Raw genomic sequence first — 22988 nt, 5'->3', positions numbered from 1 at the left:
CGCAGCGCGTGCAGCATATCCGGACGAATTAAAAAGATCGGCAGGCATATGCATACACCTGTGCCGTGATGGCATTGGGTTCAGCCGGCATGGTGCCCGGTAAATATGCCATTGCCGTATTTTCGCCTCCCCGGATAAGACGGGGCAACAGCGTAAGGGCGCAGAAAGCCATCCAATATATTTCCGATAAACTGAACGCCAACATTTACGCCGAGAAATAGTCCATATCACTGGAAAGGTAATTGGTGAACAGCGCCCGTACTGCCGGGGCTGTTCACCAATTACTTTTTCCCCGTTAATTCGTAAATTCATAAAACAAGTTATCACTTTAACATGTTTTAGAGCTATGGACGTAAAGGATTATTATAAGATACTGGGAGTAGAGAAAGCGGCAACAGCTGAACAGATTAAGAAAGCCTACCGTAAACTGGCGGTAAAATATCACCCCGATAAGAATCCCGGTGATAAAGCTGCTGAAGACAAATTCAAAGAGATCAATGAAGCCTACGAAGTGCTGAGTGACCCCGAGAAGCGGAAGAAGTATGACCAGTTCGGGGAAAATTATAAATATTATGAGCAGCACGGGGGCCGGCCGGAAGATTATGACTGGTCGCAGTTCGGTGGTGGCGGCGGACAGCGCCGCACATACTCCTATGGCAGCGGCGATATGGATGATATGTTCGGCGGCGGGGAAGGCAATTTTTCCGATTTCTTTGAACAGCTTTTTGGCAGCCGGTTTTCAGGGAGCGGTGGCCGCCGGCAGCAACAGGGGCCGGGCAGGGGCCGTGATGTACAGGCAACAATGGAAGTATCCCTGGAAGACGCATACACCGGCGCAACCCGGCAGGTGGAAGTAGGGGGCAGCAGGCTCAATATTAAGCTGAAACCCGGGCTGTACGAGGGCCAGGTGATCCGCTTAAAAGGAAAAGGGCATCCCGGCCGTAAAGGCGGTGAAAGCGGCGACCTGCTCATTACCATTCAACTGGCAGCAAATCCGCAGTATGAACTGAAGGGGAAAGATATTTATACAGATTTGGCAGTGCCTTTGTATACAGCTGTACTGGGAGGCAAGCTAACCGTAAATACACCGGGCGCATCCCTGAACATGAATATCCCGGCAGGAACAGACAGTGGTAAGGTTTTCCGTTTAAAAGGCAAAGGGATGCCTGCTTACGACAACAGCGGACCCGCCGGGGATCTATATATTAAGGCGGTCGTACATATTCCGTCGAAACTTTCCGACAAGGAAAAAGAATTGTTTCAGCAACTTTCACAATTAAATGAGAATGGTCATGCTTAAACTTTTTGATTATCTGGAAGAAGTGATTTCCACCGAAAGAATCTCACAACTTAATAATCCACGCCTGCTGTATACCGCCAGCGAAATTATGCAGGAACTGGGATACGGGCAATCGGGTATGGAACAGGAACCGCTTGACAGGGCCATGCACGCCTGTGCGGCCCTGAACATACCGGTGGACTATAATTTCAAGAAAGTATACTGCTTCAGGGATGGTGAGCTAACCACCGACTGGCAGCTGTCTGAACTGGCTACCTACCTGTTCATGATCAACTGTAACCCGCTGAATCCTTTTGTGGCGAAAGCCCAGCTGATATTTATGATGAAAGACCGGGTATGAGAGATATCAACCGGACAGGCATCCTCATAGTGGTGATAATGGGTACTACTATGGCAGGGATAGACTCGAGCATCGTTAATATATCCCTTCCCGTTATGAGTAAGCAGTTCAACTGTACGCTCGACGAAATTGAATGGGTAATTACCGTATACATGCTGAGCTTTTCCATATTGATGCCGCTTACCAACTGGCTGAAGAACAGGATCGGCTTTTTTAATCTCTATATTGGCGCCATTTCCCTTTTTACCTTAGGATCTTTAATGTGCGCCTTGTCTACCAGCCTGGATTCCCTGCTTACTGCAAGGGTGGTTCAGGCCCTGGGAGGCGGGGCCATGGCGCCCACTTCTATGGCCATCATTTCCTATGTGTTCCCCGCCAGGGTGCGGGGCACAGTGCTGGGATGGTGGGGCCTCGGCAACCTGGTAGGTCCGGCTATAGGCCCAACGCTGGGAGGAATACTCACTGAAAAATTCGGTTGGCCCTCCATTTTTTATATTAATCTTCCTATCGGGATCCTTACCGTGGCGCTGGCTTTCCGTTACCTGGGTGTGCTGCGGAAGCAACCGAGGCTGAAACTGCCTTTTGATCTTACGGGGTTTGTAGCGCTTACCATCTTCCTGGTTTGTCTGCAATATGGAGTGGCACGGGCGGAGGTAGTAGGCATTACCTCTCCCGGGATACTGGCCACTCTGGGCGTGGCAGTAATAGCGCTTGCTTTTTTTATCTGGATAGATAAACACAAAAAAGAACCGATCATCAATCTTAATCTGTTCGCCAATTATTCTTTTGTGAGTTGTATCCTCGTTACTATATCGCGGGCTGCTGCCCTGTATGGCGGGTTATTTCTTATGCCCTTCCTGTTGCAGGAGCAGATGGGCTTTTCTGAGGGAATGTCCGGCCTGCTGATATTGCCTAACTCTGTATTTATGGCCGCCATGATGCCTTTCGCAGGGCGCTGGTCTGATAAACATGGCTCCCGGGAAATATCCATGCTGGGAATTGCCCTGCTGGCTGTGTCCATGTACCTGTTTGCTTTATTAGATAAAGGAAGCAGCCTTACCGCAGTGATCATTGCCATGACGGTGAGAGGCTTTGGGATGGGGCTTTTACTTGCCCCGCTGAATGCCGCCACATTGAGCGCCGTGCGGCCAGGTGAAGTAACCATGGCTTCTTCTGTCAGTACTTTGATGCAGCAGGTAGGCGGGGCTATTGGTATTGCCGTACTGGCCATTGTTACCCAGGCTGCCTATAATAAACATGTGCTGGCAGGACAGGAAGGCCATTACGCGCATCATCTTGCCCTGAAGCAGGGTTTTCATATTTCCCTTTTTATATTACTGATAACCTTGATCCCCGCCTGGTTCCTGCCTCGCAGGAATGTGGTGCTGAAAGATATGGATACTCATATTGATACCTGATACTTTTAGTGCATGATTATTGGTGGAGATAGGTTAACTTTTCCGGCACTTATGGCAATAAATGGTAAGAAGCATATATTGATGATCGATGATGATGAAGATGACTTTTTCCTTGTAAACGCGTTATTACAGGACATTTCACCCGATCAATACGTTTTACAGTGGGTTTCTTCCTATAAAGAAGGCTTGCTGGCAATTGAAGCCCGGGCGCATGATCTATACCTGGTTGATTACCGTCTTGGTGCCTACACAGGTATTGATGTGTTGCATCATTTCCGCAACCTGGGATATAAAGCCCCCGTTATTTTATTTACAGGCAAAGGCGATTATCTTATAGATAAGGAAGCCATGCAGGCAGGTGCATCCGATTACCTGGTTAAAAGCGAGATCAGTGCGGCCCTGCTGGAAAGGGCCATCCGTTATACGCTCGATAAATTCAGTCATCTGCAAACAATCGAAAAAAGCGAGAAACGGTATTTCAGCATCTTCGAAAAATCCAACGACCTTATCCTGCTGGCAGACTGTGAGCACAAGATAGTAGCTGCTAACCCGGCTGCCCTTAACGTGCTGAAATATGAGGAAACGGAGCTGTATAACACCCATCTCCGTGGCCTGTTTGCAGATCAGGGAGTAATCAGTGATTTCCTGGATCAGCTTTGCGGGGAAGGAGGAGTGGTGCAAAAGGAGTATGTATTCCGCAGTAAATCAGGGCAGCAGCTGGATGTAATGATCAACGCCTCATTGCTGGATGAGAAGAAACAATTATACCTGTGCATCATCCAGGATATTACAGCCCGTAAACGGAAAGAAAGAGAAAAGCAGCAACAGGAAAAATTTGTGATTACCGGCCGCATTGCCCGGCTTATTGCACATGAAGTGCGCAATCCGCTCACCAATATCCTGCTGGCAGTTTCCCAGCTGAAAACGGAACCAGTGGCCGAAACAGAAGATGCCGCGCTGTACCTGGACATCATGGAGCGCAACTGCCATCGTATCAACCAGCTGGTAACAGAACTGCTCCAGTCGACGCGCATGTCGGAGCTGAATATGGTGCCACTTGGTCTGAACATGCTGGTGGAAAAGGCGCTGGACCTTGCGGCAGACAGGTTGCAGCTGAATGCTGTTACGGTGACTAAGGAAATATGTGAACCGGATTGTATGATCCTTGCAGATGAAGACAAGATCCTCATTGCTTTCCTGAATATTATCATCAATGGTATTGAAGCAATGAAAGCGGGGGAAGGAAAGCTCGGTATTAAAACATGGCAGGATACCGAGAAGGTATTCGTTCGTATAGCCGATAACGGTAGCGGTATTTCCCCGCAGAACCTGGCTAAACTGTTTGAGCCATTTTTTACCAATAAAACAAAGGGAACAGGGCTTGGGCTAACCGCTACCCAGAATATTATACTTCAGCACAAGGGCACCATTGCCGTGGACAGCGAATTGGGAGAGGGAACCAGCTTCCTGATGAGTTTCCCGATAGCGGGGGCGAACGAAAGCGAGTAATGTTTCAGCCGGCAAATACGCTGAAGTATCTACCGGCTGCGGCTATTTATATATCTTCTTCTTCCGACTTAATGCCTGTTTGTGTAAACACGATCTTCCGTTGTTTATACAGGTTGCCGATCGTCATTTTGAATGTTTTCTTGCTCATGCCAAAAAACTCCTGTATCTCCTCCGGGGAGGATTTATCATGATAAGGCAGGTAACCGTTATTCTCCTGCAGCAGGCGGAGGATTTTTTCCGATTCATCTTCCACTTTATTAAACCCGGGTTTACCGGCAATCACATCTATTTTATTGTCTTTGATCTGTCGGATAAAGCCTGTTAATTTTTCGCCTGTTTCCATAGGGCGGAATATATCGCTGTGATGCAGTATTCCTGTATGCTGATTGTTGATGATCACCACGTACCCGATATCTGTGCGGCGGTATACCACCATGTTTACCTGGTCTTTTTCCTTTACGGTAAGGTTTTCATTGCTGAGGTAACGGTCAATTTTTTCTGTAGCAGCAATGCGGCCGGTCAGCTCATCGATATATATTTTCACCAGGTATTCCTGCCCGGGCACCATGCGGGTGAGCTGCTGCGACGATGCCACAAAGAGGTCTTTCATCAGTCCCCAATCCAGGAAAGCGCCCTGTTTGGTAACACTCACTGCTTTCAGCATCACAATATCCCCTGCAATCCCGTACGGGCGCTGGGTAGTGGCAATCAGCCGGTTTTCAGAATCGTGGTAAAGAAATACTTCCAGTTCATCACCCACACGGGTACCATGAGGCACAAACCTTGCCGGCAGCAGGATTTCCTGGTCCACGCCTTCGAGGTATACCCCAAAATCAGCTTCTTTTTTCACCCTTAACAGGTTGTATTCACCCACCTTTATCATAAAAAACGATTAATTGTCCGGCTGCAAGTTACTTATAGATTGCCGGATTACGGGAATCATATTCTGCTTACTTTTGCAAACATCAGTTATCAGGCAATCCTTGAATGCCGGGTATCCGGTCTAAACCAACCAAACCATCTTATGACGATTTTATCATTCACCCTGATCCTCCTCTGCGGGGCCTTTATGGCTGGGCTGCTGGGGTCGCTGACCGGGCTTGGCGGCGGCGTTGTGATCATTCCCCTGCTAACCCTGGTGTTTCATGCCGATATCCGGTACGCCATTGGCACTGCTTTGGTGGCTTCCATTGCTACTTCCTCCGGCTCTGCTTCTGCCTATGTAAAGGAAGGTATTACAAATATCCGGCTCGGTATGTTCCTGGAAATTGCCACTACCACCGGAGCTGTTGTGGGCGCACTGTTAGCGGTGTATATGCCCACCAATGTAGTGGCTATCATTTTTGGCCTGGTCCTCATTTTTTCTTCCCTGATGTCGTTCCGTAAAAAAGTGGAATTCACCGCAGGGAAAGACGATAGCAAAGCAGCGGAGCAGCTACGGCTCAATGGCAGCTACCCTTCTGCCGGTGGGATAGTTGATTACAAGGTGCATCATGTGCCTGGCGGCTATCTTATGATGACCTTCGCTGGTGTAATGTCGGGGTTGCTGGGTATAGGTTCCGGCGCGCTGAAAGTGCTGGCAATGGATAATATTATGCGTATCCCCTTTAAGGTGTCTACCACTACCAGCAATTTTATGATTGGTGTTACAGCTGCCGCCAGCGCGGTGGTATACCTGCAGCGGGGATATATTTCCCCCGGGCTGTGTATGCCGGTTGTGTTGGGCGTGCTGGCAGGCGCTTTTGCAGGCTCACGTTTGCTTGCACGCGCCAATGTAAAATGGTTACGTATAGTCTTCAGCGTAGTGATCGGCCTCCTGGCGCTGCAGATGATCTACAATGGTGTCACCGGAAAACTATAAGCTATGAAACAGGTATTATCAAAATATTTCCGCGATAAGGATGTTCAGCAGCTTATTGGTAAACAACTTCGTATAGGCGTTATAGTTTCCAGTATTATCGTGTTTATCGGCGGAGTGATCTATCTTGTTCGTCACGGGCATGAGCAGCCCTCCTATGCCGATTTTACCGGTGTAAGGGAAGGACTGACCAGCCTTCCCGGCATCTGGCAGGGCGTAATGGAAAACAAAGGTATGAACATCATCCAGCTGGGAATTGTGCTGCTGATTGCTACTCCTATTATTCGTATAGCCTTTTCAGTGATTGCTTTTTTAGTGGAGAAGGATTTCCTTTACGTTGGTATTACCCTCCTGGTACTGGGCATCATTCTCTTCAGCATGCTGGGCGGAATAGCGGGATAAAATCCGCGTTGCCGCTAAAGCGTAACAGCTATTACCGTATCGATGTTGTCAACAGCGGAGGCTGGAACGTTGATAACAAGTTCGTCGCCGCTGGTGGCGGAGGTAAGCTGCTTGTTGTTGGCCAGCAGGCGGATGCTGGTCACTTTGCTTTTTATGCCGGGAACATGGAGCTTCCCGTTAGCGGGCCAGTTGAAAACATGCAGGTACAGCGTGGTAGTGTTACCTTTCACCTTTTGCGTACAACGTCCCCAGGATAAGGCTGGTAGCGGAGTCCCTTGTGTTCCATATATAGAAGCGCCGTTTACTTTCATCCAGCGGCCAATACCTTTCAGTGCGGTAATACTGCCTTCAGGAAACTGGCCCAGTGCATCGGGCCCTACATTCAGGAGGTAGTTGCCGTTTTTGGAAGCGATGTCTGCCAGGTTTCGTATAAGCGTTTCCGTGCTTTTCCATTTCTGATCGTAATCTTTATATCCCCAGGTACCGTTCATGGTCATACAGGTTTCCCAGTCGCGGCCATCCAGCTCCGACTGATTGGGAATCTTTTGTTCCGGTGTTTTATAGTCGCCGGGAAAGTTGGGGCGCTTTAAGCGGTCGTTTGTAATGATATTGGGTTGCAGTTTCAGCACTTCCTGCAGTTTTTGTGCATATTCGTCTGTCATATTGGTAGGAGTATCCCACCAGAGCACAGCCACTTCGCCGTAATTGGTGAGGAGCTCTTTTACCTGCGGCACGGCTACTTTATCTATGTAGTCTGACATGGTAGCGGAGGTTTGCAAAGGGTCCCAGTTGCCGGTATGCGCCTGCGTGTAGGCGTCTATCTGAGCAGAGTCAGGATTGGGCCAGCCTTCTGTGGCTACTTTGCGGGCAGCGGCCCCGCCGGGATTATTCCAGTCCTGCGCCTGTGAGTAATAGAACCCGAGTTTGATGCCGTATTTCTTACAGGCGGCGGCCAGCGGCGCCAGTACATCTTTGCCGTATGGCGTGGCATCAACGATGTTCCATTTGCTGGCGGCAGATTTGAACATGGCAAAACCATCATGGTGCTTGGCGGTGATCACAATATATTTCATGCCTGCGTCTCGGGCTGTTTTTACCCAGGCGTCTGCATCATATTTAACAGGATTGAATTGTTTGGCGAATTGCTGGTATTCCAGCACCGGTATTTTACCGCGGTTCATGATCCATTCACCGCCGCGCCCCACCTGGTGGCCTTTGTAGTTACCAGCCAGTACGGCATAATCGCCCCAGTGAATGAACATCCCGAAGCGGGCGTCCCGCCACCACTGCATGCGCTGGTCGCGGGTAAGTGTGTGCTGCGCGTGCAGAAGCGCTGTGGATAAGAGCATCACCAGGAATAGCATCACTTTTTTCATAAACATATGTGGAAATTGATATTGTTATTGCAAACGATTGCATAATCCATGTAAAAATAAGCGCTTAGCGCGCCGGTCTTTTTCAATTCACATAAATATCTATAAAAAAAATGGTCCCGGATGGGCTGATTTTACCGGAAACTGGTAGTTTTTTAGTTGGCTCTTTTATCCCGGGGAAAGGGATAAAAGAGCCAACTGGGGAATATATTTATTGGGCCACTTCCATTTCGCGGAGTTCCAGTACCTGGGTGGTCCATACACGCAGCTCATCGCAGAGTGCCGGATTGTTCAGGAGTGATTGTCCGTAGGAAGGGATCATTTTCTTTAATTTTATCTGCCATGCTTCTGTTTCCACGTCTTCATTAAAGCAGCGTTTCAGCAGGTTAAGCATAATGGAAACAGCGGTAGAAGCACCGGGAGAGGCGCCCAGCAGGGCAGCAATGGAGCCGTCGGCAGCACTCACCACTTCAGTACCAAATTCCAGGATGCCACCATGTTCAGGATCTTTTTTAATCACCTGTACACGCTGACCGGCAATTTCCAGTTCCCAGTCTTCCATTTTGGCCTCAGGGAAATATTCCCTCAATGCCTCCAGTCTGTCTTCCGGCTTCTGCCTTACCTGTGCAATCAGGTATTTGGTGAGCGGAATATTATCGAGGCCGGCAGACACCATTGGTACGATGTTGTTGGCTTTGATGGATAGAGGCAGGTCCATAAAGGAGCCGTTCTTCAGGAACTTGGTGGAGAACCCTGCATAAGGGCCAAACAGCAATGCCCGCTGTCCGTCGATCATACGGGTATCGAGATGCGGCACAGACATAGGAGGCGCGCCCACAGAGGCTTTGCCATATACTTTTGCACGGTGTTGTTCAATTATTTCAGGATTGTTGCAACGCAGCCATTGTCCGCTTACCGGGAAACCGCCGAAACCTTTTCCTTCCGGGATATCTGATTTCTCCAGCAACGGCAGGGAACCTCCGCCAGCGCCAATGAATACGAATTTGGTGTTGACGGATTGTTTTTCGCGGGTACCACGGTTCTTTACCTTGATGGTCCAGCTGCCGTCGTCTTCTTTTTTGAAGTCGCGCACATCATGGTTGAAGTGCATGGTTACGCCTTCCATTTTTTCGAGGTGACCGAACAAGGCACGGGTCAGAGCGCCAAAGTTCACGTCTGTACCCATTTCCATGTGTGTGGCCGCTACTTTCTGGGAGGCATCGCGGCCTTTCATTACCAGGGGCATCCAGTTCTTCAGCTTCTCCGGATCTTCAGAATACTCCATCGTTTTAAACAGATGGCACTGCTGCAGGGCATTATAACGTTTTCTGAGGTAATCCACATTCTCTTCTCCCCAAACAAAACTCATATGGGGAACGGATTGTATAAAATCGTGCGGATTGGAAATGATATTATTTTCTACCAGGTATGACCAAAACTGGCGTGACACTTCAAACTGCTCTGCAATGTTCACCGCTTTTTTAATGTCTACTGATCCATCCTGTTTCTGTGGCGTGTAGTTCAACTCGCAAAATGCGGAGTGCCCTGTGCCTGCATTGTTCCATGCATCGGAGCTTTCCGCAGCTGCCACGTCCAGTCGTTCAAAAATTGCAATGGTTAACCCGGGTTCCAGCTCTTTCAGGAGCATTCCAAGTGTGGCGCTCATGATCCCGGCGCCGATTAAAACCACATCCGGACCTGTTCCAGCTGTACTCTTGCTTCTAAACATAACCCCATTTTTATTCGAGGTGCAAAGTTACAATCAAAACATTTATGCAGGTAGAATAAATTGATCGTTTTACTACACTTTAACAATATTATTACAATTCTTTCTGAACGGATTGAAAGTTTTGAATTTGTTACATGGATATATATTTTTATCTTTTAGTTAAGCATTTGGCAATGAAATAATTGACTACCCGGAAAGTTTATTTTTATTCTATGATGAACAGACGCCTGTTTTTAAAAGGAGTATCCGCAGCAGTAGTTATTTCTGCCTGCGGCAAGATAGTAAGGGCCGTAACTCCCCGGCACTTCGACAGCAAAACCGTTTTCCGCTTTGCCGTAGGGTCCGACTGGCACTACGGGGAGCCCAAAACCAATTACGACCAGTACTTCCTGGACCTCCAAACAGCTTTCAGCCAATTCCACCGGCAATACCCCTGCGAGTTTTTTACGCTCAACGGAGATGTGATCCACAATGATCCCGCCCTGTTGCTGCCCGCAGCTGTCAAACTGAAACAGCTGCATCCCAGACTGCTGGTAACCCACGGGAACCACGACATGGTGCCGGCTGCTGCCTGGGAACAGGCCTGGGGAATGCCTCTCAATCATGATATGGTAATTGGCAACCACGTGATCCTGCTTGGTAATACCGCAGACGAGAAGGGAAAGTACATCTGTCCCGATGTTGACTGGTTCGCCCGTAAACTGGAGGAATATAAAACGGCTCAAAATATATTCATCTTCCTGCATATTACCCCGGTAAAATGGACAGACAATGGCCTTGATTGTGCGGAATTCCAGGCGCTGATCCGCAAATACCCTAATATCAGAGCTATTTTCAACGGCCATGATCATGACCAGGACAGCGTGAAGATGCTCGACAACTGCCCCATTCCCTTCCTGTTCGACGGCCATGTTGGCGGTAGCTGGGGCGTAGGCTATCACGGGTTCCGGGTAGTGGAGCTCAAAGAAGATGGCAGCCTGCTCTCCTTCATCATGAATCCGCTGAAGCGACAGAATGAACAGGTTTTTCCGAAAGTTTAGCTATTTTGCCGGACATTCGGGATGCTAAAAGAAAATCTATGCTGGAGGAAATTGAAAAGGACTACGGGTTTACCTATCCAACGCTGTACAAACAATTGTATAAGGATGGTATGCTGAACTGGGGCGAATTTGGAGAAGACTGGCTGGATAAGGTATATCCCGCCATCAAAACTGCGCCTCCATTACTGCTATACGCCAATGATCTTGAAATAATGTCCCTTTCCACGGTAGAGGAGGAAATGGATGAAGGACTGCTCTTTGCAGACCCGGTACACCGTTTTGTTCCCTTTGCCATGAGTGGCGCCGGCGACTGGTTTGCTTTTTACTATAACCTGCAAAACGGTGATGATGTGCCCATTGTACAGGTGTTTCATGATTCCAATGAAGCCTGCATCCTTGCCAAGAACCTGCAGGATTTTATTTTCCTGCAGATGCTGGAAGCTGTAACAGACCTGGATCCCAGGAATCCTTCCCTGATTGCCCATGGCAACATGAAAGAGAATTGCCGCAACTTCCTGCGTACACATGCCCCTTATCTGACGCCAAAACAGGCGGGGATTGTAGAAGCTGTATATGATTTTGGAAGACTGACCAATGTGGCCCTGCATGAAATTGTAGAGAAAGAAATGAATTTTGAATGGCTGGATAGCAGCTTCCCGTACCAGACAAGAGAATAACAGGTCTGCTCAGCATGTGAGCGCATGCTGAGCAGGCTCTATATATTCTAATCTTTGTAAAAATCTATCAGCGAGCCGAAATACTGTTCATTCCAGCCGGCAATGATATCTTCATAAGCTTCATCCGGGATATTCACATGTTTCAGCTCCACATCTGTTCCCTTGGGAGATGGATGTAGCTTGATGGTTACTATGGAAGGGTTTTCTTCTTCCTCTTCCTCATCTTCCATAAAATACCATTGCTGCACAATCTTTTTGTCCTGTTCAAACTCCAGGTTCTTACCTACGATACTCCCTTCCCATAAAGAGAATTCAGTGCCCGGCTCTGTCGACATTTCCGCTACTTCGCCTGTCCATAACTGGATAGTGGCGGGATTGGTAAGTGCAGCATACACTTCCTCCGGCGGCGCTGCGAGCATAAAATGTTTTTTGTAGTCCTTCATGCTTTCAAAGCTACTGAATTGACGAATTATTATTTACTTTCCTGTAAAATTTGATCATATGCAATTAACCAAACTGATCCCGAATATCTTTTATTCGGATATGAATGTGGGCTTGCAACTATTTGTGGATACGTTGGGTTTTTCAATGGCTTACCGGGATGATAATGCAGAACAGCCTTTTTGTATTATCAAGCGGGATACACTGGTGATCCACCTGGTGGAAAGCCATGAATGGGCGATCAAAGACAGGCCCCAGATAAGATTGGAAACAGATGATATAGAAGCAGCATACGCGCTGGTGAAGGGAAGTCACCCCGAACTGCTGCACCCCAACTTATCCGAGATAAAGCTGCAACCCTGGGGGGCGCTTGAATTTGCCCTGAGAGATGCCGAAGATGTTTGTGTTATCCTTCAACAACCGTCCTGATGTTCATTTCCGGCCGTTTATTGTCCATTTCCGAACGGGGAAAGTTGTGTTTACTCCCTGAAACCCTTTGTGGGTAAGGGGGTGCAACTATGGCGGCCTTCTTGTGTCTTTAGGGTGTCCATCAAATCAGCCTAGCCATGATCAGGAATTATCTGAAAATCGCCTTTAGAAACCTGTTGAAGAACAGGGGTACCTCCTTTATCAACATTTTCGGCTTATCTGCCGGTATGGCCGTTACGATGCTCATCGGGCTGTGGATATGGAATGAGCTGTCGTACGATAAGTACCACGCCAATTACGACCGTATTGCTGCAGTGTGGCAACGGATGACGAAGGGCGACGAAGGGGGAGCCTTTAATTCATTACCCATTCCCCTGGCAGCCCATTTACGCAGCACCTATCCCGACGATTTCAAACAGGTGGTAATGTCGGCAGACGGCATACATACTCTTTCAGCAGGCGATAAAAAGTTTACCAGAAGCGGTGTGTTTACAGAGCCTGGTGGTCCTGAAATGTATAGTATAAAAATGTTGAAAGGCACGCGCAACGGCCTGAAAGAACCAGCATCTATATTACTTTCCGCCAGCCTAGCGAGCGCTTTGTTTGGCGACAAAGACCCGATGGACCAGCTGGTGAAGATGGATAATAACCGTCACCTTGTGCTGAAGGTAACCGGTGTATATGAAGACCTCCCCGAAAATACCTCTATCAGCGGCACCGACTATATTGCGCCATGGGCACTGTTTATTAACAACTGGACCTGGATTGGCGATATGAAAGATAAGTGGGACTTCAATGCCGTAAAGTTACAGGTACAGATAGCCGATAATGCCGACATGGATAAGGTGTCCGCAAAAATCAGCAATGCACTGGCCTCCCACATCACCCTGGATCCGGGTGTGAAAGAAGAACTGTTTCTTCACCCGATGAGCAAATGGCATTTGTATTCTTCTTTTGAAAATGGTGTGAACACAGGCGGACAAATACGTTATGTGAGACTATTTGGCATCATAGGGCTGTTTGTATTGATGCTTGCCTGCATCAACTTTATGAACCTGAGTACCGCCAGGTCTGAGAAACGGGCAAAGGAAGTAGGGATCCGCAAGGCCATTGGCTCCATGCGCCGGCAGCTGATCTGGCAGTTCTTAAGTGAATCTGTACTGGTGGCATTCTTTTCTTTTGTTTTATCTATATTGATCGTATTAATAGTCCTGCCCTGGTTTAACCAGGTGGCCAATAAGCATATTGGCATTTTATGGGGAAGCCCGGTATTCTGGTGCGTGGGTATTGGCTTCACCCTGTTCACGGGCCTACTGGCCGGCAGTTATCCCGCGCTTTACCTGTCGTCTTTTCAACCGTTAAAAGTATTAAAAGGCACTTTCAGGGCCGGCCGCTTTTCTGCCCTGCCACGTAAAGCCCTGATAGTGTTACAGTTTACAGTATCTATTATTTTAATCATCGGTACTATTGTTATTTACCGGCAGATCCAGTTTGCGAAAAATCTCCCTGTGGGATATACCCGTAACGGGCTGCTTTCCATACAAATGACCACCCCGGAAATTTACCGGAATTATAACGTGATCAAACGCGAACTGATAGCTTCAGGCATGGTTACCGCAGTGGCAGAGTCGCAGGGACCGCTTACAGATATATGGGCCAGCGCAGGCGATTATAAATGGAGAGGGCAGCGACCCGATCAGATGGGTGGGTTTAACGTGATCGGAGGCAGAATGGATTATGGTAAAACGGTGGACTGGAAATTTATTGCGGGCCGGGATTTTTCTGAAGAATTTGCTACAGATTCCATGGGACTGATCCTGAATGAAGCTGCTGCAAAGTATATGGGATTTGATAATCCTGTGGGAGAGATTATCCGTAAGGACAGCCTGGAGTATCATGTACTTGGCGTAGTACATGACATGATCATGGCCTCCCCATACGAGAAAGTTCAACCCGCACTTTATTACCTGCTGAAAGAGCCCGGTAACTTTGTGAATATAAGGATCAACCCTGAAGTGAGCACTGGTAAAGCAATGGCCGCTATTCAGAACATCATGCAGAAATATAATCCTGCTGCACCGTTTGAATACAAGTTTGCCGATGAAGAATATGCAAAGAAGTTCAGTGAAGAAGAACGTATTGGTCAGCTGTCTACCTTCTTTGCCCTGCTGGCTATCCTCATCAGCTGCCTGGGCCTGTTTGGTCTTGCTTCCTATCTTGCAGAACAACGTACCAAAGAAATAGGCATCCGCAAAATACTGGGCGCTACTGTATTCCAGTTGTGGAAAATGTTGTCAAAAGATTTTGTGGTGCTGGTAAGTATCTCCTGCTGCCTTGCTATTCCCGTGGCCTGGTATGCCTTAAATAAATGGTTGTTGAAATACGAGTATCATACTACCATTGTATGGGAGATATTTGCATTCACCATGCTGGGAGCTTTACTGATAGCTTTGCTCACGGTGAGTTACCAGGCGGCAAAAGCCGCGCTGGCCAACCCGGTAAAGAGCCTCCGGGCAGAATAATTTTTCTTTTCCCTGTGCGTTAAAAAGGGTATTTTTATTGAATATCCTCAACCTGCATTGAATAATGAAAAACGCACGGCTGTTTGTTGCATACCTGTTCATCTTATTGTTCATAGCTACTAACGGCCATGCACAAACGCCTGCGGCATGGATACGCATTAACCAGCTCGGATACCTTCCGGGTGGCGTTAAAGTAGCTGTATGGGGTAGTAAAGGAAAGGAGCAACCCCGCACATTTGAGCTGGTGGCTGCCGGTTCGGATAAAGTGGTTTTTAGCGGTAGTACAGGTAAGCCTTTCGGTGCTTACGGGCCGTTTGATCAAACCTGCCGGCTGGATTTCTCCGCTTATTCATCTCCCGGAAAATATTACCTGAAAACAGGCAGTACCACTTCTCCTGTTTTTCGTATAGGCGATAACGTTTATACCGGCGCACCTGATTTTTTACTGCGTTATATGCGACAGCAGAGAAGCGGCTTCAATCCAACGCTCAGGGATTCCTGCCATATGTACGACGGGTATACCATGTATGGTCCTATGCCCGACAGTACGCATATTGATGTAGCAGGCGGCTGGCATGATGCTACTGATTACCTGCAGTATGTAACCACTTCTGCTAACGCCACCTTTCATTTACTGGCCGCTTATCGTGATTTTCCGGGTGTTTTTGAAGATAGATATTCGGCCAATGGCCTGCCTGGCAGCAATCATATCAGTGATGTGATGGATGAAGCAAAATGGGGGCTCGACTGGTTACTGAAAATGCATCCGTCGGATCACCTGATGTTTAACCAGGTGGCCGACGACCGCGATCATAAAGGTCTTCGCCTGCCGGGGGAAGATAATTTTTATGGTAAAGGCATTGAGCGGCCTGTATACTTTTGTACGGGTACGCCGCAGGGATTGGGTAAATACAAAAACAAAAGCACGGGTGTGGCCTCCACAGCCGGAAAATTTTCCAGCGCATTTGCATTGGGATATGAGCTGCTGAAAAACACTTTGCCCGGTTATGCAGCGTTGTTGAAAACGCGCGCGTTATCTGCCTGGCAAATGGGAAGGAAACAACTGGGCGTATGTCAAACCGCATCGGTATTGTCGCCCTACATTTATGCAGAAGATAACTGGACGGATGATATGGAACTGGCGGCTGCACAGTTGTACGGGATCACCCGGGAAACACAGTACCGCCAGGCTGCCAGGGATTATGCCGCCGGGGAAAAAGTAACGCCCTGGCTGGGCGCCGATACCGCCAATCATTACCAGTGGTACCCCTTCATCAACCTTGGGCATTATGCACTGGCGCAACAGGATGCAGCAGGAAAGGCACGGCTCACAGCCTATTACGAAACCGGTATTCAAAGAGTTTGGAGTAAAGCAAAACAGAATGCTTTTTACCGCGGTATTCCATTTATCTGGTGCAGTAATAATCTTACCGCGGCATTTGCCATCCAATGTTACTGGTACCGGCAACTGAGCAATAAAAATACTTTTGAGGCCCTGGAGCAGGCGAATATCGACTGGCTCTTCGGCTGTAATCCCTGGGGCACCAGCATGGTGTATGGATTGCCAGCCAATGGAGATTTTCCATCAGACCCGCATGCCGCTTTTTCCGCTATTGGCCACTATCCCGTGGATGGAGGACTGGTAGATGGCCCGGTGTATACCAACATCTATAAAAACCTGATCGGTATCCACTTATCGGCGCCTGATGAATATGCTGCTTTCCAGAGTGGCCTTGCTGTGTATCACGATGACGCAGGCGATTACAGCACCAATGAGCCCACTATGGATGGCACGGCTTCCCTGGTATACCTGATGGCGGCCAAAGCGCAGGAAGGGGCGGGGAAACGCCAATACGATCACGGAGGCCTGATCCGGGGAGATAGCAGTAAAAAACAACTGGTACTTGTTTTTACAGGAGATGAATACACGGACGGAGCACAAGTGATCCGGCATACATTGCAACAACAGCATGTAGAGGCAGCATTCTTCTTTACGGGGAAATTTTATCAACAACCCGCTAACCAGGCGCTCATCAGGCAATTGAGAGCAGATGGCCATTACTTAGGCGCGCACGGTGATCAGCATCTTTTGTATTGCGACTGGCATCGCAGGGACAGTTTGCTGGTCACAGAAAAACAATTTACGGATGATCTGCAGGCCAACTATGCAAAAATGGCAGCAGCAGGAATTTCAAAAGAAGAAGCACCCTGGTTTTTGCCGGCATATGAATGGTACAACGACAGCATTGCTGCCTGGACTGCCAATGCAGGTTTGCGGCTGATCAACTTTACTCCGGGAACACGTTCCAATGCAGATTACACCTACCCTGAGCTCGGAAAACAATACCGTACATCAACAGAGATTTATCAATCCGTTCTGCAGTTTGAAGCCAGCCATCCTGCAGGTCTGAATGGGTTCCTGTTGCTCATGCACATCGGCACAGATCCCCGCAGAAAGGATAAATTTTATAAGCGCCTGGATGCGCTGATCACCGTGTTGAAGCAGCGGGGATATCATTTCAATTCGTTGAGCCAGGTGTTGCAATAACATTATGCTCTTTTGGTGGCCTGCTGATTTTTAGCGAACTTAATGTATTGAGAATACACATAAATGCAAGAATCAAAGCAAAAGTAAAGACAACCAAAACCAAGAACTGGTAGTAATTGAATACTACATGTGACTGTAAATCGACCAAACTTAAACCCGCTAAATTTTTTCTATGAGCTTGTTTCTATTGAAAATGGCTAAAGGCCGGTCCTTTTTGCTGTTTCTGTTCATGAACGTGCTGGCTGTCACTGCCTATGCGCAGGTGAAAATTTCCGGCCAGGTTACAGATAACCAGCAATCGCCTATTCCCGGTATAACGGTGGTGGTGAGAAATACAAAACTGGGCGCCCAAACAGATGGCGAAGGGCGTTACACCATCAGCGGCAACCTGCCGCCGGGTAACTACACGCTGGCTTATACGGGAATTGGTTTTGCACCTGGTGAAAGAGTATTGGTGGTAAGCGCCAGTACGGGCAGTTATACGCAGAACATCCAGCTGACCGCGGAAGTATCCAAGCTGGATGAAATTGTGGTAACCGGTACTTCCGAGGGTACTACCCGCAGGCAGCTGGGTAACTACATCAGCACCGTAAAAGCCGATGAACTCAGCAAGAGCGGTTCCGGTAACGTGCTGGCAGCCCTGCAGGGTAAAACTGCCGGTGCGCAGATTTCCCAGAACTCGGGAGACCCTGCCGGTGGCATCTCCGTAAAACTCCGTGGTATCAGTACTATATCCGGTTCTACAGAGCCTTTGTATATCATCGACGGAGTTATTATCGATAACTCTACCACGCGTGTAACCAATGCCGATCCGAGCTACAGTGTTGGCGGCGCTGCTGATCCGGCGGGAGGCGCAGGGAACAACTTTGTAGGGAACGTAGGACAAAGCCGGATTTCAGACATTAACCCGGCAGATATTGAGCGTATAGAAGTATTGAATGGCGCCGCTGCCGCAGCTATTTACGGTTCCCGCGCCAATGCCGGGGTGGTACAGATCTTCACAAAAAGAGGCAGCGCAGGCGCGCCGGTAGTTAATTTTTCCACCTCCTTTTCAGTGAACCAGCTACGTAAAAAACTGGATGTAAACCGGGCACCGATTAAGTTTGGCGGATCGCCGGACGATTCCACACAAAACATCCTGACACCCGCCGTTCTGAGTACCACACCAGTAAACAGGTACGACTACCAGGATTACATTTTCCGCACGGGAGTGGGTACGGACAATAATATATCCGTGGCCGGTGGAAAAGACAAAACAAAATATTATGCTTCCGGCAGTTATTTCTATAACCAGGGCATTATCAATAAAACGGATTTCAGCCGGTTTAGTTTCCGCCTGAACCTCGACCAGGAGCTGGCCAGCTGGATCAGCTTTAACGCCAGCCTGAACTATGTGTACAGCAAGGCCAACGAAAAGCCTGATGGAAATACTTTCTATTCTCCCATGAATGGCGTTACCATTATCGGTAACTACTACGATATACAAAAACGTAATGCCCTGGGACAATTAATGAAAGTAGGGGAACGTGGCCGTGTGAACCCTGTTTCCATTATGGAAGACTTTAAACAGCAGCAACATGTAGGCAGGGTAATTGCCGGCGCAGGAGTTAAGCTGCGGCCAATTAAAAATCTTACGGTAGATTACCGGCTCGGTATTGATAACTACAACCAGGAAGGCACCACCTTTATGCCTGCATTCTCTTATTTTGTGAGCCCCGGTTTTTATGGCGGCGGACCTACCCTGGATCCTGCACAAAATGGTTATGCCAGCGCGGGTAATAATAATTCTTTCCTGATCAACCATGATCTTAATGCTACTTACAACTGGGATATCAGCGATAAGCTCAGTTCTGTAACACAATTAGGTTACTCTGTACAATACCAGCGCATGCACTATACCCTGGAACAGGGAAGAGGGCTGCCACCTTTTGTGCAAACAGCAGATAAGGCAACTACTATTATGCCCGGTGCGGATCAACGCACGGAACTATCCATTTCCGGTGAGTATATCCAGCAGAACTTTAAATACCGTAACCAGCTGTTTCTTACCGGTGCGCTGCGTGTAGACGGATCATCCGTATTTGGTGTGGATGAAAGGAATCAGCTGTATGCAAAGGTGAGCGGCAGTTATGTAATATCCGGCACCGATTTCTGGGAAAAATCAGCGGTGTCCAAATGGTGGAACCTGTTGAAGCTAAGGGCTGCCTATGGCGAGTCCGGTAACCTAACCGGTATCCCGGCATATGGCCGTTATAATACCTATAATGCCACCGCTTTTATAGGAGCCGCGGCTTTCCAGTCGCCCTCCACCTATACCAATCCCGATGTGAAGCCAGAGAAGCAAAAGGAACTGGAAGTGGGTACGGACCTGGCATTCTGGGATAATCGTATAGGCCTCTCCGTTAACTACTATCACAAGCGGGTGGAAAACCTCCTGATCAGTCGGGCTGTGGCGCCTACCAAAGGGTACTCTTTCTACCAGGATAATATCGGCACCTTACAGAATACCGGTGTGGAAGCAATATTGAATATCATGCCGGTGAAAACCCCCAACTTTACCTGGAATCTTACCGCTATCTATAACCGCAACCGCAATAAAGCGGTAGATATAGGGCAGGCGCTCATCCTGTATAATACGGTAGGCGGCGCTCCGGTAGGTATTGCTGCCGGGGAACCGATCGGGTTTTTCTATGGCACCTTTTTCGCCAGGGATGAAAATGGAAATCAACTGAAAACGCCCGCCGGTATACCAGTTACAGAAGCCGGCAAGCAAAACACGCCGCTCACCTATACAGTAGCACGCGACCCTGCCACCGGGTTACCACCGGTCGGCGCTACTGCACTGAATAAAAAGATCGGTGATCCCAACCCCGATTGGACCGGTACGCTCACCAGTGATTTCCAGTATAAAAAACTCGGGCTTCATATACAGGTAGATGCTGTACAGGGAGGAGATGTATTCAACGCCGATTGGAGAACCAGGCAAGGGGTGGATAACGGAAAAGTAGCAGAACAGGAAGACCTGGGGCTGCTTCCGCGTGGTTTTGTCGCAGGTAATTATAACATCCAGGAATGGAGGATTGACGATGGCTCCTTTGTGAAGCTGCGGGAAGTAGCTTTCAGTTACAGCTTTGGTAAGCTGAAGGGACTAAGTGATCTTACAATTAGTCTTGGTGGCAGGAATCTTATTTCCTGGGACAACTATAAAGGATATGATCCGGAATTGAATGCAGCAGGGCAAAGTACCGTATTGCGCGGTATTGATTTTGGTGCGGTGCCGGTACCACGAAGTTATAACCTTGCTATCCGTGCAAAATTCTAATCACAAAAAAAGAACAACATGAAACGACATATTCAATATAGCACTATCGCCATCGCTTTACTCTGCACTTTCACAGCGTGTAGGAAAGATTACCAGGACCCCTCAGGGCCCTCATCGGAAGGCGCTTACAGCTCACCCGCTACATTAGCCAATGTAGCAGTAGGTTTACAGACCTGGTACTCAAAGAACCGGGAAAGCCTTTTATACACCACCGTCACTTCCGGTAGTTTGCTGGTAGGGGAAACTTTTGTTACCAACCCGGGCAATACAGATGAAGCGCAAATTGGAGCAGGGGGAAGTAAAATTCTGACCACCAATGTAGTGGTAACCGGGATGTGGAATGTTTCCAATAAGATCAGGTATGAAGCAGACAGTGTTTTACGCCGTACGGCGGCCATTGTTGAAGATAAAAGCTTTGCCAGCGGTTTGATTGCCTACACCACTATCTTTAAGGCACTGGCCATTGGTGTACAGGCCAATTTCTGGGAGCAGGTACCGGAAAATACCAGTACGCCTGTATTGTCGTCCGGCGGTGTAAAATTTGTGCCTGCGAAACAGGGGTATATAATGGCTGTTGCGGCGCTGGACAATGCCATCAGTACTGTAACGGCCACGCCTGTAGGAAGCAGTTTTTTAGCCAATATACCCAAAAACGTGGACATCATTAATACTTTGTATGCCCTGAAAGCACGATATGCATTGTGTGCCGGCGATTATGCTGCAGCCATCAGGGCAGCTGATAAAGTGGACCTGAATGTAATCTCGACTCTTTCTTTTAATCCGCAGATCACCAACCCGATCTTTGCATTGGTAACAGCTACGAATAATATCTATAACGTGGTCGACTCTACGATGGGTTTACCGGTGCCCATCCAGCCGGATCTTGCCGACAAACGGATACCATTCTATATTGCGAGGCCTGCAAAGCCAAGGTTCAATATCAATGGTTTTTTTGCAGGCAACCTTACCGCTGTTCCTATTTATCTTCCCGGTGAAATGTTGCTTATTAAAGCGGAAAGTTATGCCAGGCAGCATGATATTGTTAATGGATTGCTTTACCTGAATAAAGTTGTAACCAAAACAGCCTCCGGAGATATCTATGGCGTTGGCGCATCACTGCCTCCCGTAACTGCAGCCACTGAAGCAGAATTGCTGACATTGATCTATAAGCACCGGAGAATAGAATTGTTTATGAACGGCCAGGAGCTGGAAGATAGCCGCCGGTTTGGCCGGCCCGTGGCAGAAAGGAAACGGAACTATTTCCCTTACCCGTTTGTGGAACGGAATGATAATCCAAATACACCGGATGATCCGGCGTTTTAGTAAAGCGCAGTTCTGGTTGCCGGGGGAGGTGGCAACCAGAACTGGTTTTTTATAAAAAGATATCTATGTCTTTAAAACTAATGATGTGTTTTTTGTTTTTGCTGGCAGTTATATCAGCTGATGGTCAGCGACCGGAGGATAGTATATATTCATTTGCAGAATTGCCACCGGCTTTTCCGGGCGGAGAAATAGAAACAAGATTTTATAATTTTTATTTAGGAGCAGAAACAGAAAAACTATCGTTAAAATATAATTATGAGAATAATGATATTGTAGCTGAAGGAAAGGAGATGTTAAAACAGAGAGACAAGTTGTTTGGAATAGTTACAGGTTTGGCGTATTGTATCTTGATACCGCATTACGTCCATGTTTTTCCCCGGTTAGTGTGTATAGGGCCTCAATAGATCCCTGCTCCCGTTCATTCTTACAGGAGATATTCTCTTTCTCAGATCAGCCGGAATTCATTATTGATAGTTTAAATCGCCTGCAGCAAACTTACAGGGCTGCTGATTTTAAGAGTTGTTTTGCCATGATCAGAAGTATCAGGGAGACAGATACTACAAGGTTTTGTATTGGCCGGATAAGGTTATCGGCCATCTGTTTTGACAAACAATATACCCGGGGAATTTTATACTATGAATTCCGTTGTGGCTGGTTATGTGCCAAAGGTGAGGTATTAGCCATTGAAAGAAAAGCTGGCCATTGGCGGATTGTAAATAGCTATGCAAAGTGGTTTTTCCTGAAACAGCCAAAGCAA

19 protein-coding genes are annotated in these 22988 nt (G+C 48.0%); 15 read left to right on the top strand and 4 right to left on the bottom strand.

Going from position 1 to position 22988, the window contains the following annotated elements; genetic code table 11:
• Positions 1 to 68: 68 nt before the first annotated feature.
• The 5 genes from FN124_RS06355 (at position 69) to FN124_RS06335 (ending at position 4567) form a co-directional block, all read left to right on the top strand.
• Positions 69 to 221 carry a glutaminase gene (locus FN124_RS06355; RefSeq protein WP_142683906.1) on the top strand — a complete coding sequence of 51 codons (153 nt, stop codon included), beginning with the start codon at positions 69 to 71 and terminating at the stop codon, positions 219 to 221.
• Between the two features lie 125 nt (positions 222 to 346).
• A complete protein-coding gene (locus FN124_RS06350; RefSeq protein ID WP_142683905.1) occupies positions 347 to 1300 on the top strand; it encodes a DnaJ C-terminal domain-containing protein in 954 nt (317 codons plus the stop codon).
• Positions 1293 to 1640: a damage-inducible protein D gene (locus FN124_RS06345; protein WP_142683904.1), complete on the top strand. Its 348-nt coding sequence runs from the start codon at positions 1293 to 1295 to the stop codon at positions 1638 to 1640. Before FN124_RS06350 ends, FN124_RS06345 begins: the two co-directional genes overlap by 8 nt.
• Complete coding sequence (locus FN124_RS06340; RefSeq protein ID WP_142683903.1) at positions 1637 to 3058, top strand: DHA2 family efflux MFS transporter permease subunit; 1422 nt, start codon at positions 1637 to 1639, stop codon at positions 3056 to 3058. Before FN124_RS06345 ends, FN124_RS06340 begins: the two co-directional genes overlap by 4 nt.
• Before the next feature lie 51 nt (positions 3059 to 3109).
• Positions 3110 to 4567, top strand: a complete 1458-nt coding sequence (locus FN124_RS06335; protein WP_185937110.1) for a hybrid sensor histidine kinase/response regulator — start codon at positions 3110 to 3112, stop codon at positions 4565 to 4567.
• Positions 4568 to 4613: 46 nt separating this feature from the next.
• On the opposite strand, the gene FN124_RS06330 is transcribed toward FN124_RS06335, so the two are convergent.
• The gene (locus FN124_RS06330) at positions 4614 to 5450 is read right to left on the bottom strand and encodes a CvfB family protein (RefSeq protein ID WP_142683901.1); all 837 of its coding nucleotides are present in this window, start codon (positions 5448 to 5450) and stop codon (positions 4614 to 4616) included.
• Between the two features lie 141 nt (positions 5451 to 5591).
• Here FN124_RS06330 and FN124_RS06325 point away from each other — a divergent pair, with 141 nt between their 5' ends.
• Positions 5592 to 6428: a sulfite exporter TauE/SafE family protein gene (locus tag FN124_RS06325; RefSeq protein WP_142683900.1), complete on the top strand. Its 837-nt coding sequence runs from the start codon at positions 5592 to 5594 to the stop codon at positions 6426 to 6428.
• A gap of 3 nt (positions 6429 to 6431) precedes the next feature.
• On the top strand, positions 6432 to 6827 hold the full coding sequence (locus tag FN124_RS06320) for a DUF1634 domain-containing protein (RefSeq protein WP_142683899.1): 396 nt from the start codon (positions 6432 to 6434) through the stop codon (positions 6825 to 6827).
• Between the two features lie 14 nt (positions 6828 to 6841).
• Here the strand turns inward: FN124_RS06320 and FN124_RS06315 are convergent, their stop codons facing one another.
• A complete protein-coding gene (locus FN124_RS06315; protein WP_260607344.1) occupies positions 6842 to 8209 on the bottom strand; it encodes an alpha-L-fucosidase in 1368 nt (455 codons plus the stop codon).
• A gap of 202 nt (positions 8210 to 8411) precedes the next feature.
• The gene (locus FN124_RS06310) at positions 8412 to 9929 is read right to left on the bottom strand and encodes a malate:quinone oxidoreductase (protein WP_142683898.1); all 1518 of its coding nucleotides are present in this window, start codon (positions 9927 to 9929) and stop codon (positions 8412 to 8414) included.
• Positions 9930 to 10141: 212 nt separating this feature from the next.
• On the opposite strand from FN124_RS06310, the gene FN124_RS06305 reads away from it, so the two are divergent.
• On the top strand, positions 10142 to 10969 hold the full coding sequence (locus tag FN124_RS06305; RefSeq protein WP_142683897.1) for a metallophosphoesterase family protein: 828 nt from the start codon (positions 10142 to 10144) through the stop codon (positions 10967 to 10969).
• A 38-nt stretch (positions 10970 to 11007) separates the two neighbouring features.
• The gene (locus tag FN124_RS06300) at positions 11008 to 11646 is read left to right on the top strand and encodes an SMI1/KNR4 family protein (RefSeq protein ID WP_142683896.1); all 639 of its coding nucleotides are present in this window, start codon (positions 11008 to 11010) and stop codon (positions 11644 to 11646) included.
• Between the two features lie 47 nt (positions 11647 to 11693).
• On the opposite strand, the gene FN124_RS06295 is transcribed toward FN124_RS06300, so the two are convergent.
• Positions 11694 to 12089: an SRPBCC domain-containing protein gene (locus FN124_RS06295; protein WP_142683895.1), complete on the bottom strand. Its 396-nt coding sequence runs from the start codon at positions 12087 to 12089 to the stop codon at positions 11694 to 11696.
• 58 nt (positions 12090 to 12147) lie between these two features.
• Between FN124_RS06295 and FN124_RS06290 the strand changes: the two genes are divergently transcribed.
• The 6 genes from FN124_RS06290 to FN124_RS06265 all read left to right on the top strand — a co-directional run bounded on the left by FN124_RS06290 (position 12148) and on the right by FN124_RS06265 (position 22635).
• Complete coding sequence (locus FN124_RS06290) at positions 12148 to 12516, top strand: VOC family protein (RefSeq protein ID WP_142683894.1); 369 nt, start codon at positions 12148 to 12150, stop codon at positions 12514 to 12516.
• A gap of 137 nt (positions 12517 to 12653) precedes the next feature.
• Positions 12654 to 15038 (top strand): ABC transporter permease, encoded by a 2385-nt coding sequence (locus tag FN124_RS06285; RefSeq protein WP_142683893.1) that lies wholly within the window; start codon positions 12654 to 12656, stop codon positions 15036 to 15038.
• Positions 15039 to 15102: 64 nt separating this feature from the next.
• The gene (locus tag FN124_RS06280) at positions 15103 to 17586 is read left to right on the top strand and encodes a bifunctional glycoside hydrolase family 9 protein/polysaccharide deacetylase (RefSeq protein ID WP_142683892.1); all 2484 of its coding nucleotides are present in this window, start codon (positions 15103 to 15105) and stop codon (positions 17584 to 17586) included.
• 172 nt (positions 17587 to 17758) lie between these two features.
• Positions 17759 to 20908 (top strand): SusC/RagA family TonB-linked outer membrane protein, encoded by a 3150-nt coding sequence (locus FN124_RS06275; protein WP_142683891.1) that lies wholly within the window; start codon positions 17759 to 17761, stop codon positions 20906 to 20908.
• A gap of 18 nt (positions 20909 to 20926) precedes the next feature.
• Positions 20927 to 22231: a RagB/SusD family nutrient uptake outer membrane protein gene (locus FN124_RS06270; protein WP_142683890.1), complete on the top strand. Its 1305-nt coding sequence runs from the start codon at positions 20927 to 20929 to the stop codon at positions 22229 to 22231.
• A gap of 65 nt (positions 22232 to 22296) precedes the next feature.
• Positions 22297 to 22635 (top strand): hypothetical protein, encoded by a 339-nt coding sequence (locus FN124_RS06265; RefSeq protein WP_142683889.1) that lies wholly within the window; start codon positions 22297 to 22299, stop codon positions 22633 to 22635.
• The last annotated feature ends 353 nt before the right edge of the window (positions 22636 to 22988 follow it).

The organism is Chitinophaga polysaccharea (assembly GCF_902150045.1).
GTDB lineage: Bacteria > Bacteroidota > Bacteroidia > Chitinophagales > Chitinophagaceae > Chitinophaga > Chitinophaga polysaccharea_A.
Note: the sequence above shows the minus strand (reverse complement) of the source record. Positions and strands in the feature narration are given on the sequence as shown.